We start from the raw sequence: 22157 nt of genomic DNA on the forward strand, positions 1-22157 counted from the left end.
AAGATGTACGAAGTAAAATCGGACATCTGCTTTTTTGTCGCCATGCGTCCGAAAAAGAGCTCCGGTGGAGAAACTCTTTTGCAGAAAAAGCAGATGTCTGTTTGTCTTTTCGCAGAAAAAATGTGTCCTCAAAAACAAGATTACTTGCAGGGAGACATCATTGACGGGGACAGGCACCGCCCAGTTGCCTGAAAAAGTCAGACGGAATCCGGAGCAGATGCGCGAAGGAGATCCGAAGAAAAGGAGAAGTTATGAAAGGAAATTCAAGCAAATTTCTGGCACTGTTGCTGTCGGCGTCCATGATCATGAGCCCGACTGCCAGCGTATTAGCAGATACGCAGGAAAAAGCAGCACAGACAGAAAGCAGCGCAGCCGCAGAGGAAGCGCCGCAGAGCGAAGAAACAGCAGAGACGGCAGAACCGGAAACAACACCGGCAGAAACCGAGAGCAGTGAAAGCACTGCAGAGACTCCGGCAGAAGAGCCGACGGAAACACCGGCCGCGCCTGCAGAGGATCAGACACCGGCAGGATCTGACGAGACCGAGACACCATCCGCAGATGAGGATGCTTCGGAAGATACTGCAGAGGACACTGCAAAAGACGGTGAAGAGACTGCCGATACCACAGAAAAAGAGCCGGAAGCAGCAGATGAGACTTCCCAAGATGCTGAAAAAGAAACACCGGCAAAAGAAGAAACCAAAGATGCTGTAAAAGAGAATACCAGTCCGGCGGCAGAACAGCCGAAAACGGAAGTAAAAGAAACAACCAAAAATGAGGCATCCAATACAGCCGAGGAGAAAGAAACAAAAGCAGCGGAAGCAGCAAAACCGGCAGATGGTGAGTATGAGACTTCTGCAGAAGCAACCGGAAGCATGTTCCGTGTGATTTCTTCCAGACTCATCGTAAAAGATGGAAAACTGAAAGCATCCATTCTGCTGAGTGGAACCGGCTATGATTACCTGTATATGGGAACAGCAGCAGAAGCTGCCGCAGCAGATGAAAAGAGCTGGATTGCTCCGACAGGAAGCGAAACCTATACGGATACGAAGACTGGTGCAGAAAAGACCGGATATCGTTTTGAAATTCCGGTGGAAGAGCTTGACAAACAGATGGATGTTGCCGTTCGCTCAGCCAAGAAAAAAACATGGGCTGATAAAACCGTTACGATCCACAGCACCGATGCAATCCCGACGGTAACACCGGAACCAACCGAGACTCCAAGCGAAAATCCAGGTGAGGATTCCTCGAATAAGCCAGCCAGTGTAGAAGCACCGGTTACCAAAGAGGACGGCAGCGTATTCAAAATGTTCGTCATCTCCGAGGCAACAATGATCAACAAGGGCGATAAACTCGTTCTTACACTGAAAACAAACAACGTATCATTTGATAAACTGTATCTTGGAAAGAACGATGACCTTGCAAAAACACCGGCTATCCAGGGAATGCAGGAAGCAAACGGCGGTTATTCCTTTACATTTGAAGTAGATGCGGACAAAGCCGGCACAACCGTTCCGATCGTTCTTGGAAAGAAAGACGGAACCTGGTACACCAAACAGCAGCTTTATCTTGCAGTTCCGGGAAGCAAAACACCGGAAGTAACTCCGATACCGGAGCCGACCGAGACTCCGGTCCCGACTGCAACCCCGACTCCGAGTGAGACTCCGGTTCCAACCGCAACTCCAACTCCGGAACCGGCGAAAGTAGAAAACGGTATCTACAGCGGAACCGCGGAGACCGGCGCAGCTATGTTCAAAGTAGTCGGCGTAGAGCTGACCGTAAAAGACGGCGACATGAAAGCACGCATCACGTTAAGTGGTGTTGCCTACGATTATCTGTACATGGGAACACCGGAAGAGGCAGCTGCCACAGACAAGAGTGCATGGATTGCAGGCGTCGGCACCGTTGATTACACAACAGCAGACGGCGAGACGAAAACAGGAATGCAGTATGATATTCCGGTAGCAGCACTCGATCAGGCACTTGTTGTTTCTTCCCATTCTGCAAAACGGGATAAATGGTATGCAAGAACCATTACTATTGCATCTTCCAGTCTGAAAAAGACCGCAGATCTTCCGGCAGATGAGACCAATAAAGTAGCAGATGGTATTTACAGTGCAGAGGCAACAACTAATGCAGCAATGTTCAAGGTAGTCGGCGTAAAACTGACCGCGAAAAACGGAAAAATGACAGCAGTTATCACCTTAAGCGGAAGCGGCTATGATTATCTGTATATGGGAACCGGAAAAGATGCGGCAGCAGAGAGCGGCGCATGGATCGCTTCCACCGGAAAAGTGGACTACACCTTAGACGGTGAAACCAAAACCGGAATGCAGTTTGAAATCCCGGTAGAGGCACTTGATCAGGAATTTGCTGTAGCAGCTCATGCAGTAAAGAGCGGCAAATGGTACGACAGAGCCATCACGATTGCATCTTCCAGCCTGAAAAAGACCGGAGACCTTCCGTCGGATGACAACAAGGGCGATACTCCGAAACCAACCCTCGTTCCGACCAATATCCCAACCGTATCTCCATCTGAGACACCGGTTGTAAAACCCACCAGCACCCCGACTCCGGCACCGACCCAGAAACCGGCAGATACCAAACCGGAGCAGGAATCCAAATATGAGTCTGACTTAAGCGGCGGCACATCCAAAGTAGACAGTGCAACCACACTGGCAGACGGCGTTTACACACCAGACGGATTCTCCTTCTCCGGCGGATCCGGAAAGGTAACCATCTCCTGCAGCAAGATTACTGTAACGAACGGACAGGCTTATGCAACGATCGCATTCAGCAGTCCGTACTACGGATATGTAAAAGCAAACGGAAATAAATACATGGCAAATGTCAGCGGCGGAAGCAGCATCTTCACCATTCCGGTTGAGCTGAATAAGAACAATACCATCATCGGTATGACCACCAGAATGTCCGTTGCCCATGAGATTTCCTACAACATCTTCATCTCCTTGGCAGCAGCAAAGAAGGGCGGCAGCACTTCTTCCAGCACAGGATTTGTAAAAGCAGACGGAACAATCTCCACGATCAGCACCGATAACTCCAAGCTGGATACCACCGCTCCAGAGATCATGGGACTGGAATACAAAGCAGAGACAAAACTTGCTTACGCAGAGTACTTCAAGATGTATCATTACGACGAAGGCATCACCCTGCTGGAGATCGATATGACAAAAGATACCGAGCGTGATCCGGAGAAACAGAACGAGGACGACAAGAAAGCAGAAGATACCGATACCGCAGCAGCGGAGGATACCGCAGCAGCAACCGACGAGGAAGAAGCGGCAGCAGCATCCGATTCCAAAAAGACCAGCACTGAGAAAGCGAAAGATCTGACCGAAAAGACAAAAGAGCTGTACGAAGGCAATGTTGTCAAATATCTGATCGTTCCGAAAGATGTTGAGATTCCGGCAGGACTGGACAAAGATATGATCGTGATCCAGCTTCCGGTTGAGAAAACATACGTAGCATCTGAGGATGCCCTGAAACTTCTCGATGAGCAGTTAGACGCAGCAGAGAGCATCAAAGCAGTCGGCATGGAGCAGAAAGACTGCCAGATCGAAAACATTGCAAAAGCAATGGAAGACAAAAAAATCTCCTTCGACGGAGCATTCGATGATCTGGACTACAAAGCTCTGGTAAAAGACGAAATCGATTTTGCAATTCTTCCGTCTGAGTTCCTTCCGGGAAATGCAAAAGATGAGGAAGATGCTGATGCAGCCGACGAGACCGCAGATACCAAAGCTGAGGATCAGAAGGACGATAAAGACGATAAGACAACGGATGAGAAAGCAGACGAAGACAAGACTCCGGAAGAACTTCTGAAAGAGGAAAATGAGCGTCTGTCCGACACCGCAGAGCGTCTGGCAACCCTGACCATTCCGATGCTGGTTGACCGTTCCGCAGACGAGAAGACCGATCTTGCGAAAGCAGAGTGGCTGAAAGTCTACGGCGTGATCTTCGGATGCGAGGATCAGGCAAACGAGCTGTTCCAGCAGATGGTAAAGGCAGAAGAGAATAAATAAGTACAATAATTTGCAGCAAAAAATGAGAAAGGGCTGCTGCCGTATGGCAGCGGCTTTTTCTTTAAGAAAGGAATATCAAATGACAGGAAAAAACGAAAGAAAGCTGAAAAAATGGGCTGCACTTTTTCTTGCAGCAGCGATGTCACTGACGGCCTGCGGCAGCACCGCATCAACGGGAAGCAGCACATCGTCCGCGTCGGGCACTTCGGCAGTTTCTCAGAGCAGCACATCCACAGCATCCGCAGCAGATGTTTCCGAAAGCCAGACGGAGAGCACATCCGTCTCGGAAAGTACGGCTGAAAGTGAAAGCACCTCCGAAGCCACTGCTGCGAGCAGCACCTCCGGGAGTGATACCGCATCCGCGGATGGTTTCGCAACGACAGACGATGTCAGCGACGCACCGGACATCACCGGAATCACCATCGAGAGCAAGATGGTCCTGAATTACGCCGAGTGCTTTAACGTATACTACTGCACAGACGGCTATAAACTGATCGATGTCAAAGACGGCGCGCAGTATCTGCTCGTCCCGGACGGAAAAGAGGCGCCGGATGACCTCGATTCCGACGTAATTGTAATCCATCAGCCGCTGGAACGCATCTACATGGCAGCAACCTCTCCGATGGCGCTGTTCGATGCCATCGACTCCCTCGATACGATTCGTCTCTCCGGTGAAACCGCAGACAACTGGTACGTACAGGATGCCGTTGACGCGATGAATGCCGGAACGATGATCTTCGCCGGAAAATACAGTGAGCCGGATTACGAACTTCTGGTCAGTGAGAACTGTGATCTGGCCATTGAATCCACGATGATCCTCCATTCCCCGAGGTACAGGAGATGATCGAGATGCTCGATATTCCGGTCTTCATCGACCGTTCCAGCTACGAATCCCAGCCTCTTGGCAGAACCGAATGGATCAAACTCTACGGTGCCATGCTGGACAAAGAGGAGGAGGCAGCCGACTTCTTTGCAAGTCAGGCAAGTGTTGTGGAAAATCTGAAGGATTTCCAGAATACCGAAAAAACGGTCGCTTTCTTCTATATTAATACGAGCGGAGCTGCCGTTGTGCGGAACCCGGAGGACTATATTTCCAACATGATCGAGCTTGGCGGTGCGCGCAACGCCTTCCGTGATCTCCAGGACGACAGCGGAAAAACATCCGTGCCGATCACGATGGAGCAGTTCTACGATACGGCCGAAGATGCGGACTACCTGATCTACAACGCAAGCATCGATTCCACCGTCAAAACCCTGGACGACCTGCTGGCAAAGGATTCTATGTTTGCCGATTACAAAGCAGTCAAAGAGGGCAATGTCTGGACAACCGAGAAATCGATGTATCAGGCAACCGATAAAATTGCACAGTTTACCAACGACATTAACCTTCTGGTAACGGGCGGCGATCCGGATCAGATGGTATTCTTAAGAAAATTATCCTGATGGAGGAACGTATGTCAGAGAAAAAAAATATGACAGGAAAAGAGAACAGTTTCCATATGGAAAACTTCCGGCGCCGTTCGCGGTATGCCGCTGTGTTTCTGGTGCTGATTCTGGCGTTCGCTGCCATCACCGTGCTGAATATTAATTCCGGAAACGTAAATATTTCGATTCCGGAAATTTTCCGGATTCTGCTGCGGCGGACCGGAGAGGGGAAAGAGTACAATATTATCTGGAAAATCCGCCTTCCGCGTATTCTGATGGCGGCAATCCTGGGCGGTGCTCTGTCCCTGTCGGGCTTCCTTTTACAGACTTTCTTTGAAAACCCGATTGCCGGTCCGTTTGTTCTTGGAATTTCCTCGGGAGCCAAAATGGTCGTGGCGCTGACCATGATCTTTTATCTGGAGTGGGCGCGCAATATCACATCTTACACGATGATTGTTGCAGCATTCTTAGGATCCCTTCTCTCCGTCGGCTTCATTCTGCTGATGTCCCGACGGATCAAAATATGGCAGGACTTCTCGTCGGCGGTATTATGATCGGTTACATCTGCTCGGCGGTCACGGATTTTGTTGTCACCTTCGCGGAGGATTCCGATATCGTCAACCTCCACGGCTGGTCACAGGGAAGCTTCTCCGGCATGAGCTGGAGCAACGTAGCGATCTCTGCGGCTGTGATCGGCATCACCTTTGTCATCACGTTCCTGATGGCAAAACCGATCGGTGCATATCAGCTCGGTGAGGCGTATGCGCAGAGCATGGGTGTCAACATCAAAGTATTCCGCATCGCGCTGATTCTGCTTTCGAGTATTCTCTCCGCATGCGTCACCGCATTTGCCGGTCCGATTTCGTTTGTCGGCATTGCCGTCCCGTTCCTCGTCAAACAGAGCCTCGGCACATCGCGTCCGCTCGTCGTAATCCCGGGAACGTTCCTCGGCGGAGCCGTCTTCTGTATGATGTGCGACCTGATCGCGCGTATGGCGTTTGCACCGCTGGAGCTGTCCATCAGTACGGTCACATCGATCTTTGGTGCGCCGGTCGTCATTTTCATGATGCTGCGCCGGAAAAGGGGGTAAGAGAATATGAATGAATATTATTTTCATCTGGACCACCTGACGGTCGGCTATGATAAGAAGCCGCTGATCAAAGATATCTGCATCGGCATCGAAAAAGGCGAGATCGTTACGCTGATCGGACCGAACGGTTCCGGTAAATCAACGATTCTGAAAAGCATCACCCGCCAGTTAAAGCTGGTCGGCGGAAATGTGGAGTTTGACGGGAAAAACCTGCATGAGCTTTCGTTCCGTGAGTTGTCCACGAAGATGGCCGTTGTGCTGACGGAGCGCATGAAGCCGGAGCTGATGACCTGCCACGATATCGTGGCAACGGGCCGCTATCCGTACACCGGACGGCTCGGCATGCTGACCCGCGAGGATGAGGAGAAGGTCGAGAAGGCGATGCGCGCCGTTCATGCCGAAGAGCTCGGCGGCCGCGATTTCAACGCCATCAGCGACGGCCAGCGCCAGAGAGTGCTTCTTGCGCGTGCGATCTGTCAGGAGCCGGAGGTCATCATCCTCGACGAGCCGACTTCTTTCCTCGATATCCGCCACAAGCTGGAACTGCTCGCGATTCTGCGCCGCATGGCAAAGGAGAAGGGCATCACCGTCATCATGTCGCTGCATGAGATCGATCTGGCACAGAAAATTTCAGATAAGATCATCTGCGTCAAGGGCGATGCTATTTCCCATTTCGGCGCACCGGAGACAATTTTCCGCGAGGATATCATCCGCGAACTGTACGAGATTGACAATGGTTCGTTTGACCCGTGCTTCGGAAGCATCGAGCTGCCGCGGCCGGAGGGAACACCGCGCGTCTTTGTCCTCGCAGGCGGCGGAACGGGAATCCCGGTGTTCCGGAAACTGCAGAAGGAAAATGTCCCGTTTGCGGCAGGCGTCCTGTATACGAACGATATCGATTACCAGCTCGCCCGCATTCTGGCGATGGAGACGGTAACCGAAGCACCGTTCCAGGAGATCAGCGACGAGGCATTTGCCCGCGCCTGCGAGCTGATGAAGAGCTGTGAACGTGTCATCGACACCGGCGTCCCGGTGGGCATGTGCAACCGCCGGATCGAAGAGCTGAGGGCAGAAGCAAAGCGGCTTGGAAAGCTGGCAGAGTAAAACAAAGAAAAATCCAATCAAAATCTCCTGTCTGGGAACGAAACAATCGTTTTCCGAACAGGAGATTTTCTTTTTGCAGCCATTGTAAAAACAGCAAAAGAACACGAAAAATGTAATATTAAATTGTACGAAAAATTCACACAATTCAAGTCAAAAACCAACAGAGATTGACACTTAAAAAGTCAAGTGCTTTGTAAAATCTTTTGGCGAAATAACGGTTTTCTCTGTTATGACCAAAACACGCGTTCTGATTTCGCGAGATTTAAACACATGCTTTCCACACCGTTTTTCGTGGATAATGTGGATAACTCGGTGTATAACTTGTTTTTAGGCATGTTTTCGGTGGTTAACTATGTGGATAACTTGTGGACGGTATGTTTATAAAATTGGCCCGTGTGGAAAAACCCCGGTTTCTTTGTGCAATTTCGACAAAAGAGGTTTTAAAGTTTTATACGACTGACATGAAAGGTTTTTCAGATTTCAGAAACTACGGAAAAACAGAAAAAAGCAGGCAGTTCTCCGTACAATACGAAGAATGCCTGCTTTTGCTGTATTCTATTCGAAAGAAGCCATCAGTGGCTGATCAGATATTTCTCTACCGAAGTCACACAGTTCGCGCCGTCGGCGGCTGCCGTGATGATCTGACGGAGCTGCTTCGTGCGGACATCGCCTGCGGCGAACACGCCCGGCACGCTCGTCACACCGTCTTCGCCGGCTTTGATGTAGCCAGCCTCATCGGTTTCTACGGTGCCTGCGATCAGTGCGGAGACCGGAACGATGCCGACGGCAATAAACACGCCGTCTACCGTGATCATACCGGCTTCCCCTGCCTTTTTGTTCGTTACCTTCACGCCGGACACCATCTCGTTTCCCTCGATGGAATCCACAACCGTATCCCACACCATTTCCACATTCGGCAGTGCCAGCAGTGCATCCTGGAGAACACCGGCTGCCCGCAGTTCATCGCGGCGGTGGATCACGTAAACCTTTTTGCACGTTCTGGCAAGGAAAATCGCATCCTCCACGGCGACATCGCCGCCGCCGATAACGGCAACGGTTTTGTCTTTGAAAAATGCGCCGTCACACGTTGCACAGTAAGAGACGCCCATGCCGGAGAGTTCCTTTTCACCAGGTACATTTAACGCGCGGTGCTCCGCACCGGTTGCAAGAATGACCGTTCTGGCATGATACTCATTTTTTCTTGTGCGGACAATCTTGATCTCTTCGTCAAGAACAAGCTCCTTCACACGCTCGCGGGAAAATTCCGCGTCCATTTTTTCAGCGTGTGCGCGCAGCGTGCTTCCGAGATCCATGCCGCTGATGCCCGGAAGGCCGGGATAGTTGTCTACTTCATAGGTATTCAGCACCTGGCCGCCGCTTGCAAAGTTTGCCTCAATCGTAAGAGAGGAGAGCTTTGCGCGTTTCGCATAAATCGCGGCAGAAAGACCCGCCGGGCCGGAGCCGATGATGATAACGTCGTATAAGTTTTCCATAAAAATCCTCGTTTTCGTCTGTAGTAAGCTGCCATGCAGCCATTTTTCTGAAAGTATCGTTACGGAGCCGGTGTTTCGGACGGTTCCTGACTGTCGGAAACGGAAGATGAATCTTCCGCGGAAGTTTTTTTGGCTTCTTCTTCCGGCGCTTCCGGCTGGTTGTGAACCACCTTGATGCTGCGTACCAGCTTCAGATCGTTGTCGATGCCGACTTCCGTGTAGTCCAGCTTTTCGTCATCACTATAGAATGTGTAGAGTGTCAGGTTACTATCCTCTTTTTCCGTTTTTTCTGATTTGGCATCCCCTGCCTTCGTCAGAAAATCGCTCTCGGAAGTGCCGAGCGTGATGCCGTTTGTGATTGAAATCGGAATCTTTGTCGTATCGAGATCGCCGTACAGCGAAGTAACGAAACAGTTGCGCACTGTCGTCGCCTCCGCGCCGTAATTATGTACGGTGCAGTAAAGTTTCTGACCGCCCTTTTCCAGCGTGACGTAGCCGTATTTTCCGTTTAAAACGGCCGTATCGGACTCTTTCGTATTGACGGTCCAGTCGTGGTCCAGAAGTTCACTGACCGGAACGGGAAGATGATAGAGTACATCGTCAAAGCGGACGGTCCAGTCGTTGATTTCACTGCTGTCGGCTTCCGGTGCCTGGTAGGCCTCCACTTCCGGTGTTGTGGCATCGCTGACACCATCGAGCGCTTCTGCATCAGCCGTGGTCGTAAAGTTCTGCATATCGAGGGAATACAGAATTCCCGTTTCGTTATCGAAGCCGAGCGTGATCGTCTGGTACAGCCCGTACTCATACGTGAACTGCACAGAGGTATCGGCCTCATAACGGTCCTTTGGCGCACCGTAGATGCTTTCCACATCCTCCATCAGCGACTGCTGCAGGGTGACGCCGTTCGGCAGGCCGACATAGATATTCTGGCCCTCAGCGGTCGAGGTATCGATGTGAATGCCTCCGATCAGGCATTCCGCCACTGGCTTTGCCGTGGTGTCCGGATTGGCAATATCGACGGTAATCTGGTTTCCGTCCTTTTCAAAGCTTTCGCCCTCTGAGAAGGATTCCGGCTGGATTTCCTTTGTGTCGTCGCCGCTGTAGACCCAGCCAAGCGCTGTAAAATCCGCGTAGGATTCCGGAATTTCGTATGTATCGCCCCAGATGGCAAGCTGAAAACTGTTCAGGTTCTTCGAGAGATCCACATCGTATTCCGGAATCTCATCGGAATCGCCGGAGGCCGCCAGATTGTCTTTGGGGTCGTCATCGTCGGTACTCTGACTGATGGTTGTGATCGGAATCGTTTCTGTTTTCTTTCCGCAGCCGCTCGTTCCCACGAGGAAAGCGGCAAATACTGCTGTTAAAACCCAACGGTATTTTTTCATCCAAACCTCCTCATAATAAATGGTTAAAAATATTTGAAAGTTACTTCATGTAAGTAACGATATCAGTTCCCCCTATTCTATCACATTCCGCTTCGTTTTCCAATGTCTGAAGCGGATTTGAGAAAAATGGTTTTTCAAAAGCGCGGTACGGAATACATATTTAGTAAGGAACTGGAAAGGGCAGAAGTCTGGGAGGAGGCTGTGTATGCGTTTTACAAAAATGCAGGGCTGCGGAAATGATTATATCTATGTAAATGCCATGGAGGAGCGGGTGGAGAGTCCGGGACGGCTGGCAAAAGCGGTAAGTGACCGCCATTTCGGCATCGGCGCGGACGGGCTGATTCTGATCGGGGCATCCAAAACAGCAGATTTTTCGATGGAAATGTACAACGCCGACGGCTCGAAGGGCGCGATGTGCGGCAACGGCATCCGCTGTGTGGGAAAATACGTGTACGAGCATGGGATGACGAGAAAAACGACGCTGACTATCGAAACCGTCAGCGGAAACCGTGTGATTCATCTGCAGACGGGGGAGAATCCGAATGAGATCTGTCAGGTGACAGTGGAGATGGGAACGCCGGAATTCCGCGCCGCACAGATCCCCGTTGTTTCTCTGGGGGAATATGTGCTGGAGCATAAAATTACCGTGTGCGGGGAAAATTATACGATGACCTGCCTTTCGATGGGAAATCCGCATGCGGTGATTCCGGTGGAAGATGTGGAAAAAATATCCATTGCAAAGACCGGTTCCGCTTTTGAACACCTTTCCTGCTTCCCGGACCGTATCAATACAGAGTTTATCCAGATTTTAGATCAACACACAATAAAAATGAGAGTCTGGGAACGTGGGAGCGGTGAAACGCTGTCCTGCGGAACGGGAGCGTGTGCGGCAGCCGTCGCGGCGATGGTTTCCGGCTGTGTTTCGGAGGGAGAAACTGCCGTAGAACTGCGCGGCGGCAGGCTTTTCGTTACATGGGACCGGACGAAAAATAAGGTCCTTCTGACCGGCCCGGCCGAGACCGTTTTTGAAGGAACGCTTGCAGAATGAATTTGAAAAATGCAGATTTCTGTCTGCACGAAAGAGCAGTATGCAATATTCTGAAAATAAAAACTTACAGGAAATGCCTTTTCTTTTCAAAAGAAACATGCTACAATATGTGGTGCCCGCTACAAGAAAAGGGTGGGGGACACACAAGATATAGTGTTTGATTTGGAGGACACCACAATGGTTTATATTATCAAAAAGGACGGCACCAAAGAAGAATTCGACGCGCAGAAGATCGTCCGTGCCGTAAATAAATCCGCACAGAGAATCCTGTATACCTTCTCACAGCAGGAGATTGACTTTATCTGTAAGTTCGCAACCGAGCACGTATATTCCCTTGGAAAGACCGAAATTCCGATCAGCGATATGCACAATATCGTGGAGGGAGCACTCGAAAAAGTAAACCCGGCTGTGGCAAAAAGCTACCGCGATTACCGCAATTACAAAACTGATTTTATCCATATGATGGACGAGGTCTACACGAAGAGCCAGTCCATCCGCTACATCGGCGACAAGAGCAATGCCAACACCGACAGCGCCCTCGTTGCAACGAAGCGAAGCCTGATTTTCAACGAGCTGAACAAAGAGCTGTACCGCAAGTTCTTCATGAACCGCAACGAGCTGCAGGCCTGTAAGGACGGTTACATCTACATCCACGACCAGTCCGCACGTCTCGATACCATGAACTGCTGTCTGTTCGATGTCGGAAACGTTTTAAAAGGCGGTTTCGAGATGGGAAATGTCTGGTACAACGAGCCGAAGACACTCGACACCGCATTTGATGTCATGGGCGATATCGTCCTCAGCACCGCTGCACAGCAGTACGGCGGCTTTACCGTGCCGGAGGTGGACAAGATCCTTGCTCCGTACGCACAGAAGAGCTACGATTACTACGTAAAAGAGTTCCTGAAATATACCGACGCATCCTGGGAGGGTGCACAGGAGAAAGCCATCGAGTATGCGATCGACAAAGTAAGAAGAGAGTGCGATCAGGGATGGCAGGGAATTGAGTATAAACTGAACACTGTTGGATCTTCCCGCGGTGATTATCCGTTCGTTACCGTGACCCTCGGCCTTGGAACGAGCATGTTCGAGAAGATGATTTCCATCTCCCTTCTCGAGGTCCACAAAAACGGACAGGGCAAGAAAGGCCACAAAAAGCCGGTGCTCTTCCCGAAAATCGTCTTCTTATATGACAAGGCAATTCACGGAGAGGGCGGCATCGCAGAAGATGTCTTTGAGGCAGGACTTGACTGTTCCTCTAAAACCATGTATCCGGACTGGCTGTCGATGAGCGGCGAGGGCTACATCGCCGAGATGTACAAGAAATACAAGAGAGTCATCAGCCCGATGGGATGCCGTGCTTTCCTTAGCCCGTGGTACGAGCGCGGAGGCATGGAGCCGGCAGATGAGAACGACAAACCGGTCTTTGTCGGACGTTTCAACATCGGAGCCGTTTCCCTTCATCTTCCGATGATCCTGGCAAAATCCCGTTCCGAGAACCGCGATTTCCACGAAGTGCTCGACTTCTACCTCGAGATGATCCGCGATCTGCACAAACGGACCTACGATTACCTCGGCGAGATGCGTGCATCCACGAACCCGCTGGCTTACTGCGAGGGAGGTTTCTACGGCGGCCACTTAAAACCGTCCGACAAGATCCGCCCGCTGTTAAAGCCGATGACCGCATCGTTCGGTATCACGGCGCTGAACGAGCTGCAGGAGCTTTACAACGGAAAATCTCTTGTTGAGGACGGACAGTTCGCACTCGACACGCTGAAATATATCAACGACAAGGTTGCCGAGTTTAAGAAAGAGGACGGCATCCTCTATGCGATCTACGGCACACCGGCAGAATCCCTGTGCGGCCTGCAGATAGAGCAGTTCCGCAAACAGTACGGTATCGTCCGCAACGTTTCGGACCGCCCGTATGTGAGCAACAGTTTCCACTGCCACGTAACCGAGGACATTACCCCGATCCAGAAACAGGATCTCGAGGGACGTTTCTGGGAGCTCTGCAACGGCGGAAAAATCCAGTACGTGCGCTATCCGGTCGGCTACAACAAAGGCGCGATCAAGACACTGATCGAGCGTGCGATGGAGCTTGGCTACTACGAGGGCGTCAACCTGTCCCTGGCTTACTGCGATGACTGCGGCCACCAGGAACTCGACATGGATGTCTGCCCGGTCTGCGGTTCCAAGAACCTGACGAAGATTGACCGTATGAACGGCTATCTTTCCTACAGCCGTGTCCATGGCGACACCCGTCTGAACGAGGCGAAGATGGCAGAAATTGCGGAAAGAAAATCCATGTAATCATCCATGAAATAATCAATGGAACAATCAATGGAATAATCAAAAGCCTCTGAGAAAAGTCCGGTGTGAATGTGACTTTCCTCAGAGGCTTTTTGGGTATTGCATCCGGTGGAAGCTGCCGGCGGCAGGGACTGCAGATAATGTGAGAATTAATCTTCGATATCGCGGGTAATATTGCGAACCCAGATGTACTTTTTATAATGATGATAAACGGCAGGAAGCTTTACAATTTCATCGAGATTTACAATGCAGTAAACCACCATAACCGGAAGCTTCAGCCAGAAGGCGGCAAGAAAGCCAAGCGGTACAGAAAAGCACCACATAGCGCCGATGTTTCCCTGCATATCAAATTTCGCATCGCCTCCGGCACAAAAGATACCGTCGAGAACGGTGGTGTTGACCGATTGTGCCATCAGGTTCAGACCGCAGAAGAGAAGCATGTACTGCAGGTACTCGGCTGCGGTATCGGAAAGTGGGGCAAAATGAACGATGGCTGGGGAAATGAGCATCAGCAGGCCGCCGGTCACAATGCCGATGGCAATGGAGAGATGGCTTAAACGTCCTCCATACTCGCGGGCTTTTTCCAGCTCGTTCGCGCCGAGCAGATTTCCGATCAGAACCCCGGCACCACCGCTCACACCGCGGATCAGGCAGGAGAGGAGGCTCTTGGCAATCGAGGTGATGGAGTTTGCCGCAACGGCATCGCTTCCCATATGTCCCATGATAACGGAGTACAGAACGTAGGCAATTCCCCAGACGAGGGAGGCCGCAAGCACGGGAAGCGTGTAGCGCCAGAAGTCTTCTGAAAGTATTTTCCCTGCGGAAGAGAAGAGGCGGTTCCAGAGAATCCGTACACGCTCCGGTTTCTTTGTCTCGAGATAAGCCCAGATCAGTTCCACAACGCGGGCAGCTACCGTTGCATAAGCTGCTCCGCGGATCCCAAGTGCCGGAGCACCGCAAAGACCGTAGATGAGGATGGCATTTAAAATGATGTTCAGTACAACCGCAGTGGAACTGATGCGGGAGCTGACTGCTGCATGACCGGTGTTTTTCAGCAGGATCAGATAGACCTGCGAGATACCGCAGAGTACGTAGGAGAGTGCAACAGCGCGTAAATACTGGCTTCCGCTTGCAACCAGGGCCGCATCATTTGTAAAGATGCGCATCAGCATTTCGGGACAGAAACCGGCAAGGATGGTAAACAGGCCGGAGAACAGCAGGTTGGTGCGAAGTGCGATCGGAATCACTTTTTCGATCGAAGCGGCATCCTGTTTCCCCCAGTACTGCGCTGCCATAATACCGGCGCCCGCCGCGATGCCTGAGATAAAAAGGCTCAAAACAAACTGCACCTGTCCGGCCAGTGAAACAGCAGACAACGAAGTCTGATCAATCCAGCCCAGCATGATCGCATCCGTTGCGCTGACGAGAGCCAGCATAAAATTCTGGATCGCAATCGGAAGGACGAGGAGTTTTAGTTTCTGGTAAAATTCGTCCTTAAAATTCATTCGTGTTTTCATAAAAATTCCCCCAAAGTATAAATAGTAGTTTTTGCTGTATTATAGCGGAAAGAAAATGGAAAAACAATGGCTAAAACAAGCTATTTTCTGGTCAATGTTGACATTCCCTGTATAATATAGAAGAAAAAGAACTTTTCCGGTGCCCGTGTCCGGTACGCCGGAAAGCGGAGAAGAAGTTTGATCAGAAAATCAGGTTTCCTTCAGCAGAAACTCCAGGATTTCTGCTATCAGAATAAATATGCCGGCAGCGGCTGTCTTTATAAAATCCAGAAATCCATGCAGGAGCTGGAGAAGCTTTTGAAAAAGAAAGATAAGAAACGGAAGTAGGTTCGGCTGCCATTGGAGCCGTCGTCGAAACAAACGGAAATATACGAAAAAATTGTGAAATTTAATAGAATTATAAGACCTGTTTTCGCTGTTTTTAACAAAAGTAAAGAAACAGTGAAAAAAAGGTTGCTTTTTTCGGCAGAATCCTTTATAATCTTATTTGTGTTCAGCGAGTGGATCATCCAATGAAACACAGAAAAACAAAAGTAAGCGCCTTTAGCTCAGTTGGTAGAGCAGTAGACTCTTAATCTATTTGTCCAGGGTTCGAGTCCCTGAAGGCGCATCGAAAGCACTGTTTTTGCAGACCTGAGAGCTGCGGGGACGGTGTTTTTCTTGTTTTACGGGCGGAATACCGAAAATCTACGTATCAACTTTTCCTATCATCATAGCATCTCCAAATGAGAAAAACCGGCAGCAGAGGGATCCTTTCTGACATGGATCTTTCCGCTGCCGGTTTTGTCTTTCAGAGCAAAAAATTTAGTAGTTCTTCAGCCCGTTCGCCGAATCAATAATGATCTGGCAGCCCGGCTGAACATTTTTCAGAATCGTGATCATCTGGTCTTCTGGGACAGAAATGCATCCGCCGGTCGGACGGTTTGCACTGCAGTGCAGGAAATGGCGGAACCGACACCCGGGGTGCAGCTTGGGTTGTAGTCGAGAGACAGAACGTAATGATAGGCTGGATTGATCTCGATGATGTGCTCCGCGGAATTCCAGGCTTTCGGCGTTGTCTTCGTCGTGACGAACTGATTGTAGTATCTGGAATTTACATCATCGACCCAGTAATACGTATCATCCACCTGGGTATAGGAAAGTTCCGTTCCGGGATTCGGGAGAATGCCGAAGGCATACGTAAAGCTGAACTGTCCGCGCGGTGTTTTGCGGTTCCATTCGGTAGTTTCGCCTACACCGCCGTATCCGACATAGCCGCTTGTACAAAGATCCTCGTTCCAGGTGCCGTCCGCATCTTTCGTTACCATGGCCACTGTCGCACTGGTGCCGCCAGAACTTTTCTTTTCATTTTCAAATCCCCCTTACATGCAGAAATGTTTTTTACAGAAACCGTGCCTCCATCTTACAGATCGGGTTTCCGATTGAGGAAAACTTCTCCTCATATTCCGTCATTACATTTCCTTCTGAGAGAACCACATCGTGGTGCAGATCGTATGTGAATGCAGTGAGTTCCCATCCCTCTGCATTTTTCATCTCTTCAAGAGAGAAGTCAAACAGATCTTTATTATCGGTTTTGAATTCCAGTGTTCCGTCCTTCTTTAAAATCTTCTCGTACCGTGCAAGAAACTCATGCGACGTCAGTCTCCGCTTCGCATGGCGGTCCTTCGGCCACGGATCGGAGAAGTTGAGGTAAATGCGGTCAACTTCGCCTTCTGCGAATACTTCCGGAAGCTGGCGCGCGTCCATGCGGATGAAAAACAGGTTTTTAAGTTCTGTTTCTAATTTTTCACGTTTCTGTACCGCGCGGAGCAGTACGCTGTCGTACATCTCAATACCAATGTAGTTGATCTCCGGATGCAGAACCGCCATATCCATCAGGAAGCGTCCTTTTCCCATTCCAACCTCAATATGAATCGGATTTTCATTTCCAAAAACCTCAGCCCACCGTCCCCGGCAGCTCTCCGGCTCCTGCACAACGAACGGACAGGAAGCAATCACATCTTTTGATCCTCTGATATTTCTAAGGCGCATATGCGTAAAATTCCTTTCTTAAGTGATAAATATTAGAATAAAAGCCAATCATATCCAGTATATCATAGCTCCCGAAAAAGCAAAACAGAAAAATCCCGTTTTCAAATTTTCAGAGTTTTCAAAATACTGTATACAATATCAACCTGCACATAGCATTTCTTATCAGCAATATGACAATCGGATTGGATCCATATCGAAATCATATGAGGGACCATCTTTTGGCTATTGATATTGGAAGAAAAAATATGACCCATTGTCTATTTTTAATCAAAAAGTCGATCGAAATCCCACTTTTTTTTACGATTTCAATATGTCAACTTTGGAAAAAAAGGTGTAGAATACTAACAGCAAAGATGCAGGAGTTTCTCCTGTACTTTTTGCCCTGTATATCAAAATTGGTCAGTGGACCAGATTTGATTGTTATGCAAATATCATAAGGAGGGAAAGCGATGCTATGGAATCTGTAATTAACAAACTTGCAGAGATCGAAACGGCTGCTACTAAGATTATGCAGGCTGCCGAGAATCAGAAGAAGCTCCAGGACGAGCAGCAGGAAGAGCGGATTGCAAAATTCGATGCAGATCTGGAAGCGGAAACGGCAAAGCGGATTGAAGAGATCACAACAAAACTTCATTCTACTACAGATGCGGATCAGAAAAAGCAGCGGGACTCTGCCGCCGAACTTCTATCTTCACTGGACGCTTATTACGAGCAGAATCACGGAGCACTGTCCACGCAGATTTACGAAAACATTATAAGGAAGTGAAACGATGAGCGGTCTATTATCCTACAGCGGCCTTACCACAAAGATAAGAGCCATGCAGAGCCATCTTTTAAACGACCAGAATTTTCGGGAAATCGTGGAACTGGAGAGTGTACCGCAGGCAGTTTCTTACCTCAAGCAGCATAAAGGCTATGAGGATCTGTTTGAGGGCTACAACGAAGCTGACCTTCACCGAGGTCAGATCGAGAAAATGCTGCGCCTGACGGTATACCGGGATTTTTCCAAGCTGTACCGTTTTGCAAATGTAGAGCAGAGAAAGTTCCTTGCGCTCTACTTCAAACGATACGAAGTGTCCGTTATCAAAGAATGCCTGAACACGGTATTTGATCACCGTGATGTGGTATTGAACCTGTCCATATTCGACGAGTTCTTTAACAAGCATTCCCAGCTGGACATCAATCTTCTGGCGTCCTCCAGGACGATCGAAGAACTGATTGCGAACCTGAAAGGGACAGAATATTATGCCCCGTTGTCGCAGCTCGCGGATATCGAGCGTCCGACCCTGTTCGACTATGAGATGACCCTGGATCTGTATTACTTTGCACAGATGTGGAAGGACAGATCAAAAGTAGTGACAAAGCGGGATCTGGAAGAGCTGACCGCTGCATGGGGAAGCAAGTTTGACATGCTGAACCTTCAGTGGATCTACCGTTCCAAACGCTATTATCACATGACCAGCGCACAAATCTACGCCCTGCTGATTCCGGTTCATCACCGGCTGAAAAAGGATGTGGTAAAGGCACTGGTAGAAGCCGAGAATATGAGTGCATTTTCCCAGCTGCTGGAACAAACCTATTATGCGAAACGGTATGATTCCTTCAAAGTCGATACGCTGGAATCCATGTATGCAGCCATTATGAAGCACATACTTTCCAGTGAATCCAGACAGGATCCTTATTCCGTTGCCACCATATACTCATACCTCTATCACAAAGAGCACGAGGTAAACCGGCTTATTATTGCACTCGAGTGCGTACGTTACCGTATCAGCGCTGACGAGGCAATGCAGCATATCGCAAAAACTTAATACACGGGGAGGTGTACTCATTGATTGTCAAGATGAAATTTTTGAGCATCACCGGGCCGAAAGCCGACATTGACCGTGTGGTCAACACTTATCTCTCAAAATATGAGATACATCTGGAAAACGCTCTGACGGAGCTGTCTACGATGCAGAATATCACACCGTATATCCAGATCAACCCATACAAAGAGACCTTAAAACAGGCGGAAGATTTTACAGCACTTCTGCCGGAAGAGAAGCGTACCACCACGAAAAGACTTTCCCTGGAAGATGCCATCAACTGCGTCCACGGATTGGATCACACCCTTGGCCAGTTGAACCAGGAGCGTACAGAACTGGAAGCAAAAAAGAAAGACTTGATGGAAAAAGCACAGAAAATCGAGCCGTTCCAGGATCTGCACTGCAATCTTTCCTCCATTCTGGATTTCCACTTTATCAAATTCAGATTCGGAAAGATCACAAAGAGTATTACAACAAGTTTGAGAGCTACTGCTATGAGAACAGCGATACGGTATTCTACCGCTGCCATTCCGATGAGCAGTATGTATGGGGCATTTACTTCTGCCCGAGAGATCAGGTCACGAAAGTGGACGCCGTATTCTCATCCCTGCACTTCGAAAGAATCTACGTTCCGGACGAGTACAGCGGAACGCCGGAGGATGCTTACGCAGCACTTCAGGCAGAAATCAAAAAGACAGACGATGCACTCAGCGAGTGCTCACGGAAACTGGCAAAATGCCTTTCGGATTCCGCAGAGGATCTGGTTGCAGCAAAAGAGCAGTTAGAGCAGCTCTCCGGCAACTTTGATGTCCGTCGCCTGGCAGCCTGCACAAAATCCAAGAAGGAAACCTTCTATATTCTGTGCGGCTGGATGTCGGAAAAAGATGCCGCTTCCTTCCAGAAGGACATCGAAAACGACACAAATCTCTTCTGCTTCATCGAGGATGATGCAAACAACGTTCTGCGTCAGCCGCCGACAAAGCTGAAAAATCCGAAAATCTTCCGTCCGTTTGAGATGTACGTGAAGATGTACGGACTGCCAAATTACAATGAAATTGACCCTACGATTATCGTAGGACTTACCTATGCATTTATTTTCGGAATCATGTTTGCCGATGTAGGACAGGGACTGTGTCTGCTGATTGGCGGCGCACTGCTGTACCACTACAAGAAGATGGATCTGGCAGCGATCATGAGTACCTGCGCGGTATTCTCTGTGATCTTCGGATTCCTGTTCGGCAGCTTCTTCGGATTTGAGAATGTCATACCGGCCCTCTGGCTGCATCCGAAGGAAGCGATGACAACGCTTCCGTTCATCGGTTCGATGAACACCGTATTTGTCGCAGCGGTTGCATTTGGTATGTTCATGATTCTGACAGGAATGGTTCTGCATATGATCAATGCAGCAAGAAACCATAAGCTCGGCGAGCTTCTGTTCAGCCAGAACTCCCTGGCAGGCTTCATTTTCTACGGAGCCCTTGCCGTTACACTCGTTCTCCTGTTCAGCGGCCATAAAGCTCCGGCTGTCGGCGTGATGGTAGTCATGTTCGGTATTCCGCTTCTTGCGATCTTCTTAAAAGAGCCACTGGAGCGTATGGTAGAGAAGAAGGGCAATGCATTTCCGGAGACCGGAAAGGGAATGTTCTTTGTACAGGCATTCTTCGAACTCTTCGATGTGCTTTTGAGCTACTTCTCCAACACAATTTCCTTTGTCCGTGTCGGCGCATATGCAGTCAGCCATGCGGCTATGATGGAGGTTGTCCTGATGCTCGGCGGAGCAACAGGCGGCGGCAGCATCAGCTGGCCGGTTATTGTTCTCGGAAACGTCTTCGTTGCCTGCCTTGAGGCACTGCTGGTAGCGATCCAGGTACTGCGTCTGGAATATTACGAGATGTTCAGCCGGTTCTATGAAGGAGACGGAAAACCGTTTGTTCCGTTTTTGAAAAAAGGCGAGAAATAAAAGAGGATTCAGAGCCATGCGAAATGGAAGTGAATATGGCGGGAAGCTGTATCGGGAAAAAGTGAAAATGGCTCCGGATCGCAGCAAAGAGTAAATTTAATGAATTAACTTCAGGAGGAAAACTATTATGAACTCAGCATTTGTACAGGTACTTACTGCAATCGCAATGGTATTAACCATCGTTGTTCCTATGACTTATTACTTCAAAGGTGAGCACAACAAAAATCGTTACAAAAAATCTCTGGCAGCCAATGTAAGCGGCTTCTTCGGCCTTCTGCTGATCGCAACCGTTGTTTCCTTCGCAGGCGCAACAACTGCATCTGCTGCAACAGAAGCAGGCGCTGGTCTTGCAACCGGTCTTGGTTACATCGGTGCAGCTCTTGTTACAGGTCTTTCCGGTATTGGTTCCGGTATCGCCGTTGCATCTTCCGCAAGCGCAGCTCTTGGAGCAATCAGCGAAGACGGCAGCATCTTTGGTAAATCCATGATCTTCGTAGCTATGGCCGAAGGTATCGCTCTGTATGGTCTGATCATCTCCTTCATGATTCTTGGTAAACTTTGATTCCAAAACCGGAAGGTATTGATCTTCACCTTAAGTTGGAGGAATCATAAATGAAAATGTTCTTGATCAGTGATAACGTAGACACTCAGACGGGCATGCGCCTGGCCGGAGTGGAAGGCGTTGTCGTTCATGAGCGCGAGGAGCTTTATGATACACTGCAGAAAACACTGGCAGACAAAGAGATCGGAATTATTCTCCTTACAGAAAAGTTCGGGAAGGAATTCCCGGACATTCTGGAGGATGTCCGCCTCAACCATAAGCTTCCGCTGCTCATTGAAATTCCGGACCGTCACGGTACCGGAAGAGCGCCGGACTTTATCACTTCCTTTGTAAATGAATCTATTGGATTAAAACTGTAAGAATGCCCTGGAGGTGACACAC

General features: G+C 49.5%; 16 protein-coding genes, 1 tRNA gene and 2 pseudogenes. 14 read left to right on the forward strand and 5 right to left on the reverse strand.

Annotated elements, in window-relative coordinates:
- The first annotated feature begins 251 nt into the window (after positions 1-251).
- The 5 genes and pseudogenes from DXA55_RS12400 to DXA55_RS12415 all read left to right on the forward strand — a co-directional run bounded on the left by DXA55_RS12400 (position 252) and on the right by DXA55_RS12415 (position 7659).
- Positions 252-4040, forward strand: a complete 3789-nt coding sequence (locus tag DXA55_RS12400; RefSeq protein WP_117814352.1) for a hypothetical protein — start codon at positions 252-254, stop codon at positions 4038-4040.
- A gap of 79 nt (positions 4041-4119) precedes the next feature.
- Positions 4120-4884 carry an ABC transporter substrate-binding protein gene (locus DXA55_RS17850; protein WP_242998523.1) on the forward strand — a complete coding sequence of 255 codons (765 nt, stop codon included), beginning with the start codon at positions 4120-4122 and terminating at the stop codon, positions 4882-4884.
- Entirely contained in the window at positions 4881-5483 is a 603-nt protein-coding gene (locus DXA55_RS17855; RefSeq protein WP_242998526.1) for an ABC transporter substrate-binding protein, read from the forward strand. Before DXA55_RS17850 ends, DXA55_RS17855 begins: the two co-directional genes overlap by 4 nt.
- A gap of 56 nt (positions 5484-5539) precedes the next feature.
- A pseudogene (locus DXA55_RS19350) lies at positions 5540-6555 on the forward strand (FecCD family ABC transporter permease).
- A 6-nt stretch (positions 6556-6561) separates the two neighbouring features.
- Positions 6562-7659 (forward strand): ABC transporter ATP-binding protein, encoded by a 1098-nt coding sequence (locus DXA55_RS12415; RefSeq protein WP_055220215.1) that lies wholly within the window; start codon positions 6562-6564, stop codon positions 7657-7659.
- Positions 7660-8231: 572 nt separating this feature from the next.
- Here the strand turns inward: DXA55_RS12415 and trxB are convergent.
- Positions 8232-9152, reverse strand: coding sequence for a thioredoxin-disulfide reductase (gene trxB, locus DXA55_RS12420; RefSeq protein WP_117814353.1), 921 nt, complete (start codon positions 9150-9152; stop codon positions 8232-8234).
- Positions 9153-9211: 59 nt separating this feature from the next.
- The gene (locus tag DXA55_RS12425) at positions 9212-10537 is read right to left on the reverse strand and encodes a hypothetical protein (protein ID WP_117814354.1); all 1326 of its coding nucleotides are present in this window, start codon (positions 10535-10537) and stop codon (positions 9212-9214) included.
- A 205-nt stretch (positions 10538-10742) separates the two neighbouring features.
- Between DXA55_RS12425 and dapF the strand changes: the two genes are divergently transcribed.
- Complete coding sequence (dapF, locus tag DXA55_RS12430; protein ID WP_117814355.1) at positions 10743-11585, forward strand: diaminopimelate epimerase; 843 nt, start codon at positions 10743-10745, stop codon at positions 11583-11585.
- Positions 11586-11762: 177 nt separating this feature from the next.
- Positions 11763-13898: an anaerobic ribonucleoside-triphosphate reductase gene (nrdD, locus tag DXA55_RS12435; protein ID WP_022461695.1), complete on the forward strand. Its 2136-nt coding sequence runs from the start codon at positions 11763-11765 to the stop codon at positions 13896-13898.
- 149 nt (positions 13899-14047) lie between these two features.
- Here nrdD and DXA55_RS12440 read toward each other — a convergent pair whose 3' ends face one another.
- Positions 14048-15415 carry an MATE family efflux transporter gene (locus DXA55_RS12440; protein WP_082424631.1) on the reverse strand — a complete coding sequence of 456 codons (1368 nt, stop codon included), beginning with the start codon at positions 15413-15415 and terminating at the stop codon, positions 14048-14050.
- A 177-nt stretch (positions 15416-15592) separates the two neighbouring features.
- Here DXA55_RS12440 and DXA55_RS17135 point away from each other — a divergent pair, with 177 nt between their 5' ends.
- Entirely contained in the window at positions 15593-15742 is a 150-nt protein-coding gene (locus DXA55_RS17135; protein WP_156327623.1) for a hypothetical protein, read from the forward strand.
- A gap of 210 nt (positions 15743-15952) precedes the next feature.
- A tRNA-Lys gene (locus DXA55_RS12445) sits at positions 15953-16025 on the forward strand.
- Between the two features lie 268 nt (positions 16026-16293).
- On the opposite strand, the gene DXA55_RS12450 is transcribed toward DXA55_RS12445, so the two are convergent.
- Together DXA55_RS12450 and trmB are read right to left on the reverse strand one after the other, a co-directional pair.
- Entirely contained in the window at positions 16294-16722 is a 429-nt protein-coding gene (locus DXA55_RS12450; RefSeq protein ID WP_117814356.1) for a hypothetical protein, read from the reverse strand.
- 73 nt (positions 16723-16795) lie between these two features.
- The gene (trmB, locus tag DXA55_RS12455) at positions 16796-17446 is read right to left on the reverse strand and encodes a tRNA (guanosine(46)-N7)-methyltransferase TrmB (protein ID WP_022461692.1); all 651 of its coding nucleotides are present in this window, start codon (positions 17444-17446) and stop codon (positions 16796-16798) included.
- Between the two features lie 454 nt (positions 17447-17900).
- Between trmB and DXA55_RS12460 the strand changes: the two genes are divergently transcribed.
- The 5 genes and pseudogenes from DXA55_RS12460 (at position 17901) to DXA55_RS12480 (ending at position 22135) form a co-directional block, all read left to right on the forward strand.
- Positions 17901-18212, forward strand: a complete 312-nt coding sequence (locus DXA55_RS12460; protein ID WP_055220224.1) for a hypothetical protein — start codon at positions 17901-17903, stop codon at positions 18210-18212.
- A gap of 4 nt (positions 18213-18216) precedes the next feature.
- Positions 18217-19257: a V0D/AC39 family V-type ATPase subunit gene (locus tag DXA55_RS12465; RefSeq protein WP_022461690.1), complete on the forward strand. Its 1041-nt coding sequence runs from the start codon at positions 18217-18219 to the stop codon at positions 19255-19257.
- A gap of 20 nt (positions 19258-19277) precedes the next feature.
- Positions 19278-21214 (forward strand): annotated as a pseudogene (locus DXA55_RS12470) (V-type ATP synthase subunit I).
- A gap of 127 nt (positions 21215-21341) precedes the next feature.
- Positions 21342-21776 carry an ATP synthase subunit C gene (locus DXA55_RS12475; protein ID WP_022461688.1) on the forward strand — a complete coding sequence of 145 codons (435 nt, stop codon included), beginning with the start codon at positions 21342-21344 and terminating at the stop codon, positions 21774-21776.
- 50 nt (positions 21777-21826) lie between these two features.
- Complete coding sequence (locus tag DXA55_RS12480) at positions 21827-22135, forward strand: V-type ATP synthase subunit F (protein WP_055220228.1); 309 nt, start codon at positions 21827-21829, stop codon at positions 22133-22135.
- Positions 22136-22157: the final 22 nt, after the last annotated feature.

The sequence above is a fragment of the Blautia sp. OF03-13 genome, assembly GCF_003460685.1.
GTDB classification, from domain to species: domain Bacteria; phylum Bacillota; class Clostridia; order Lachnospirales; family Lachnospiraceae; genus Fusicatenibacter; species Fusicatenibacter saccharivorans.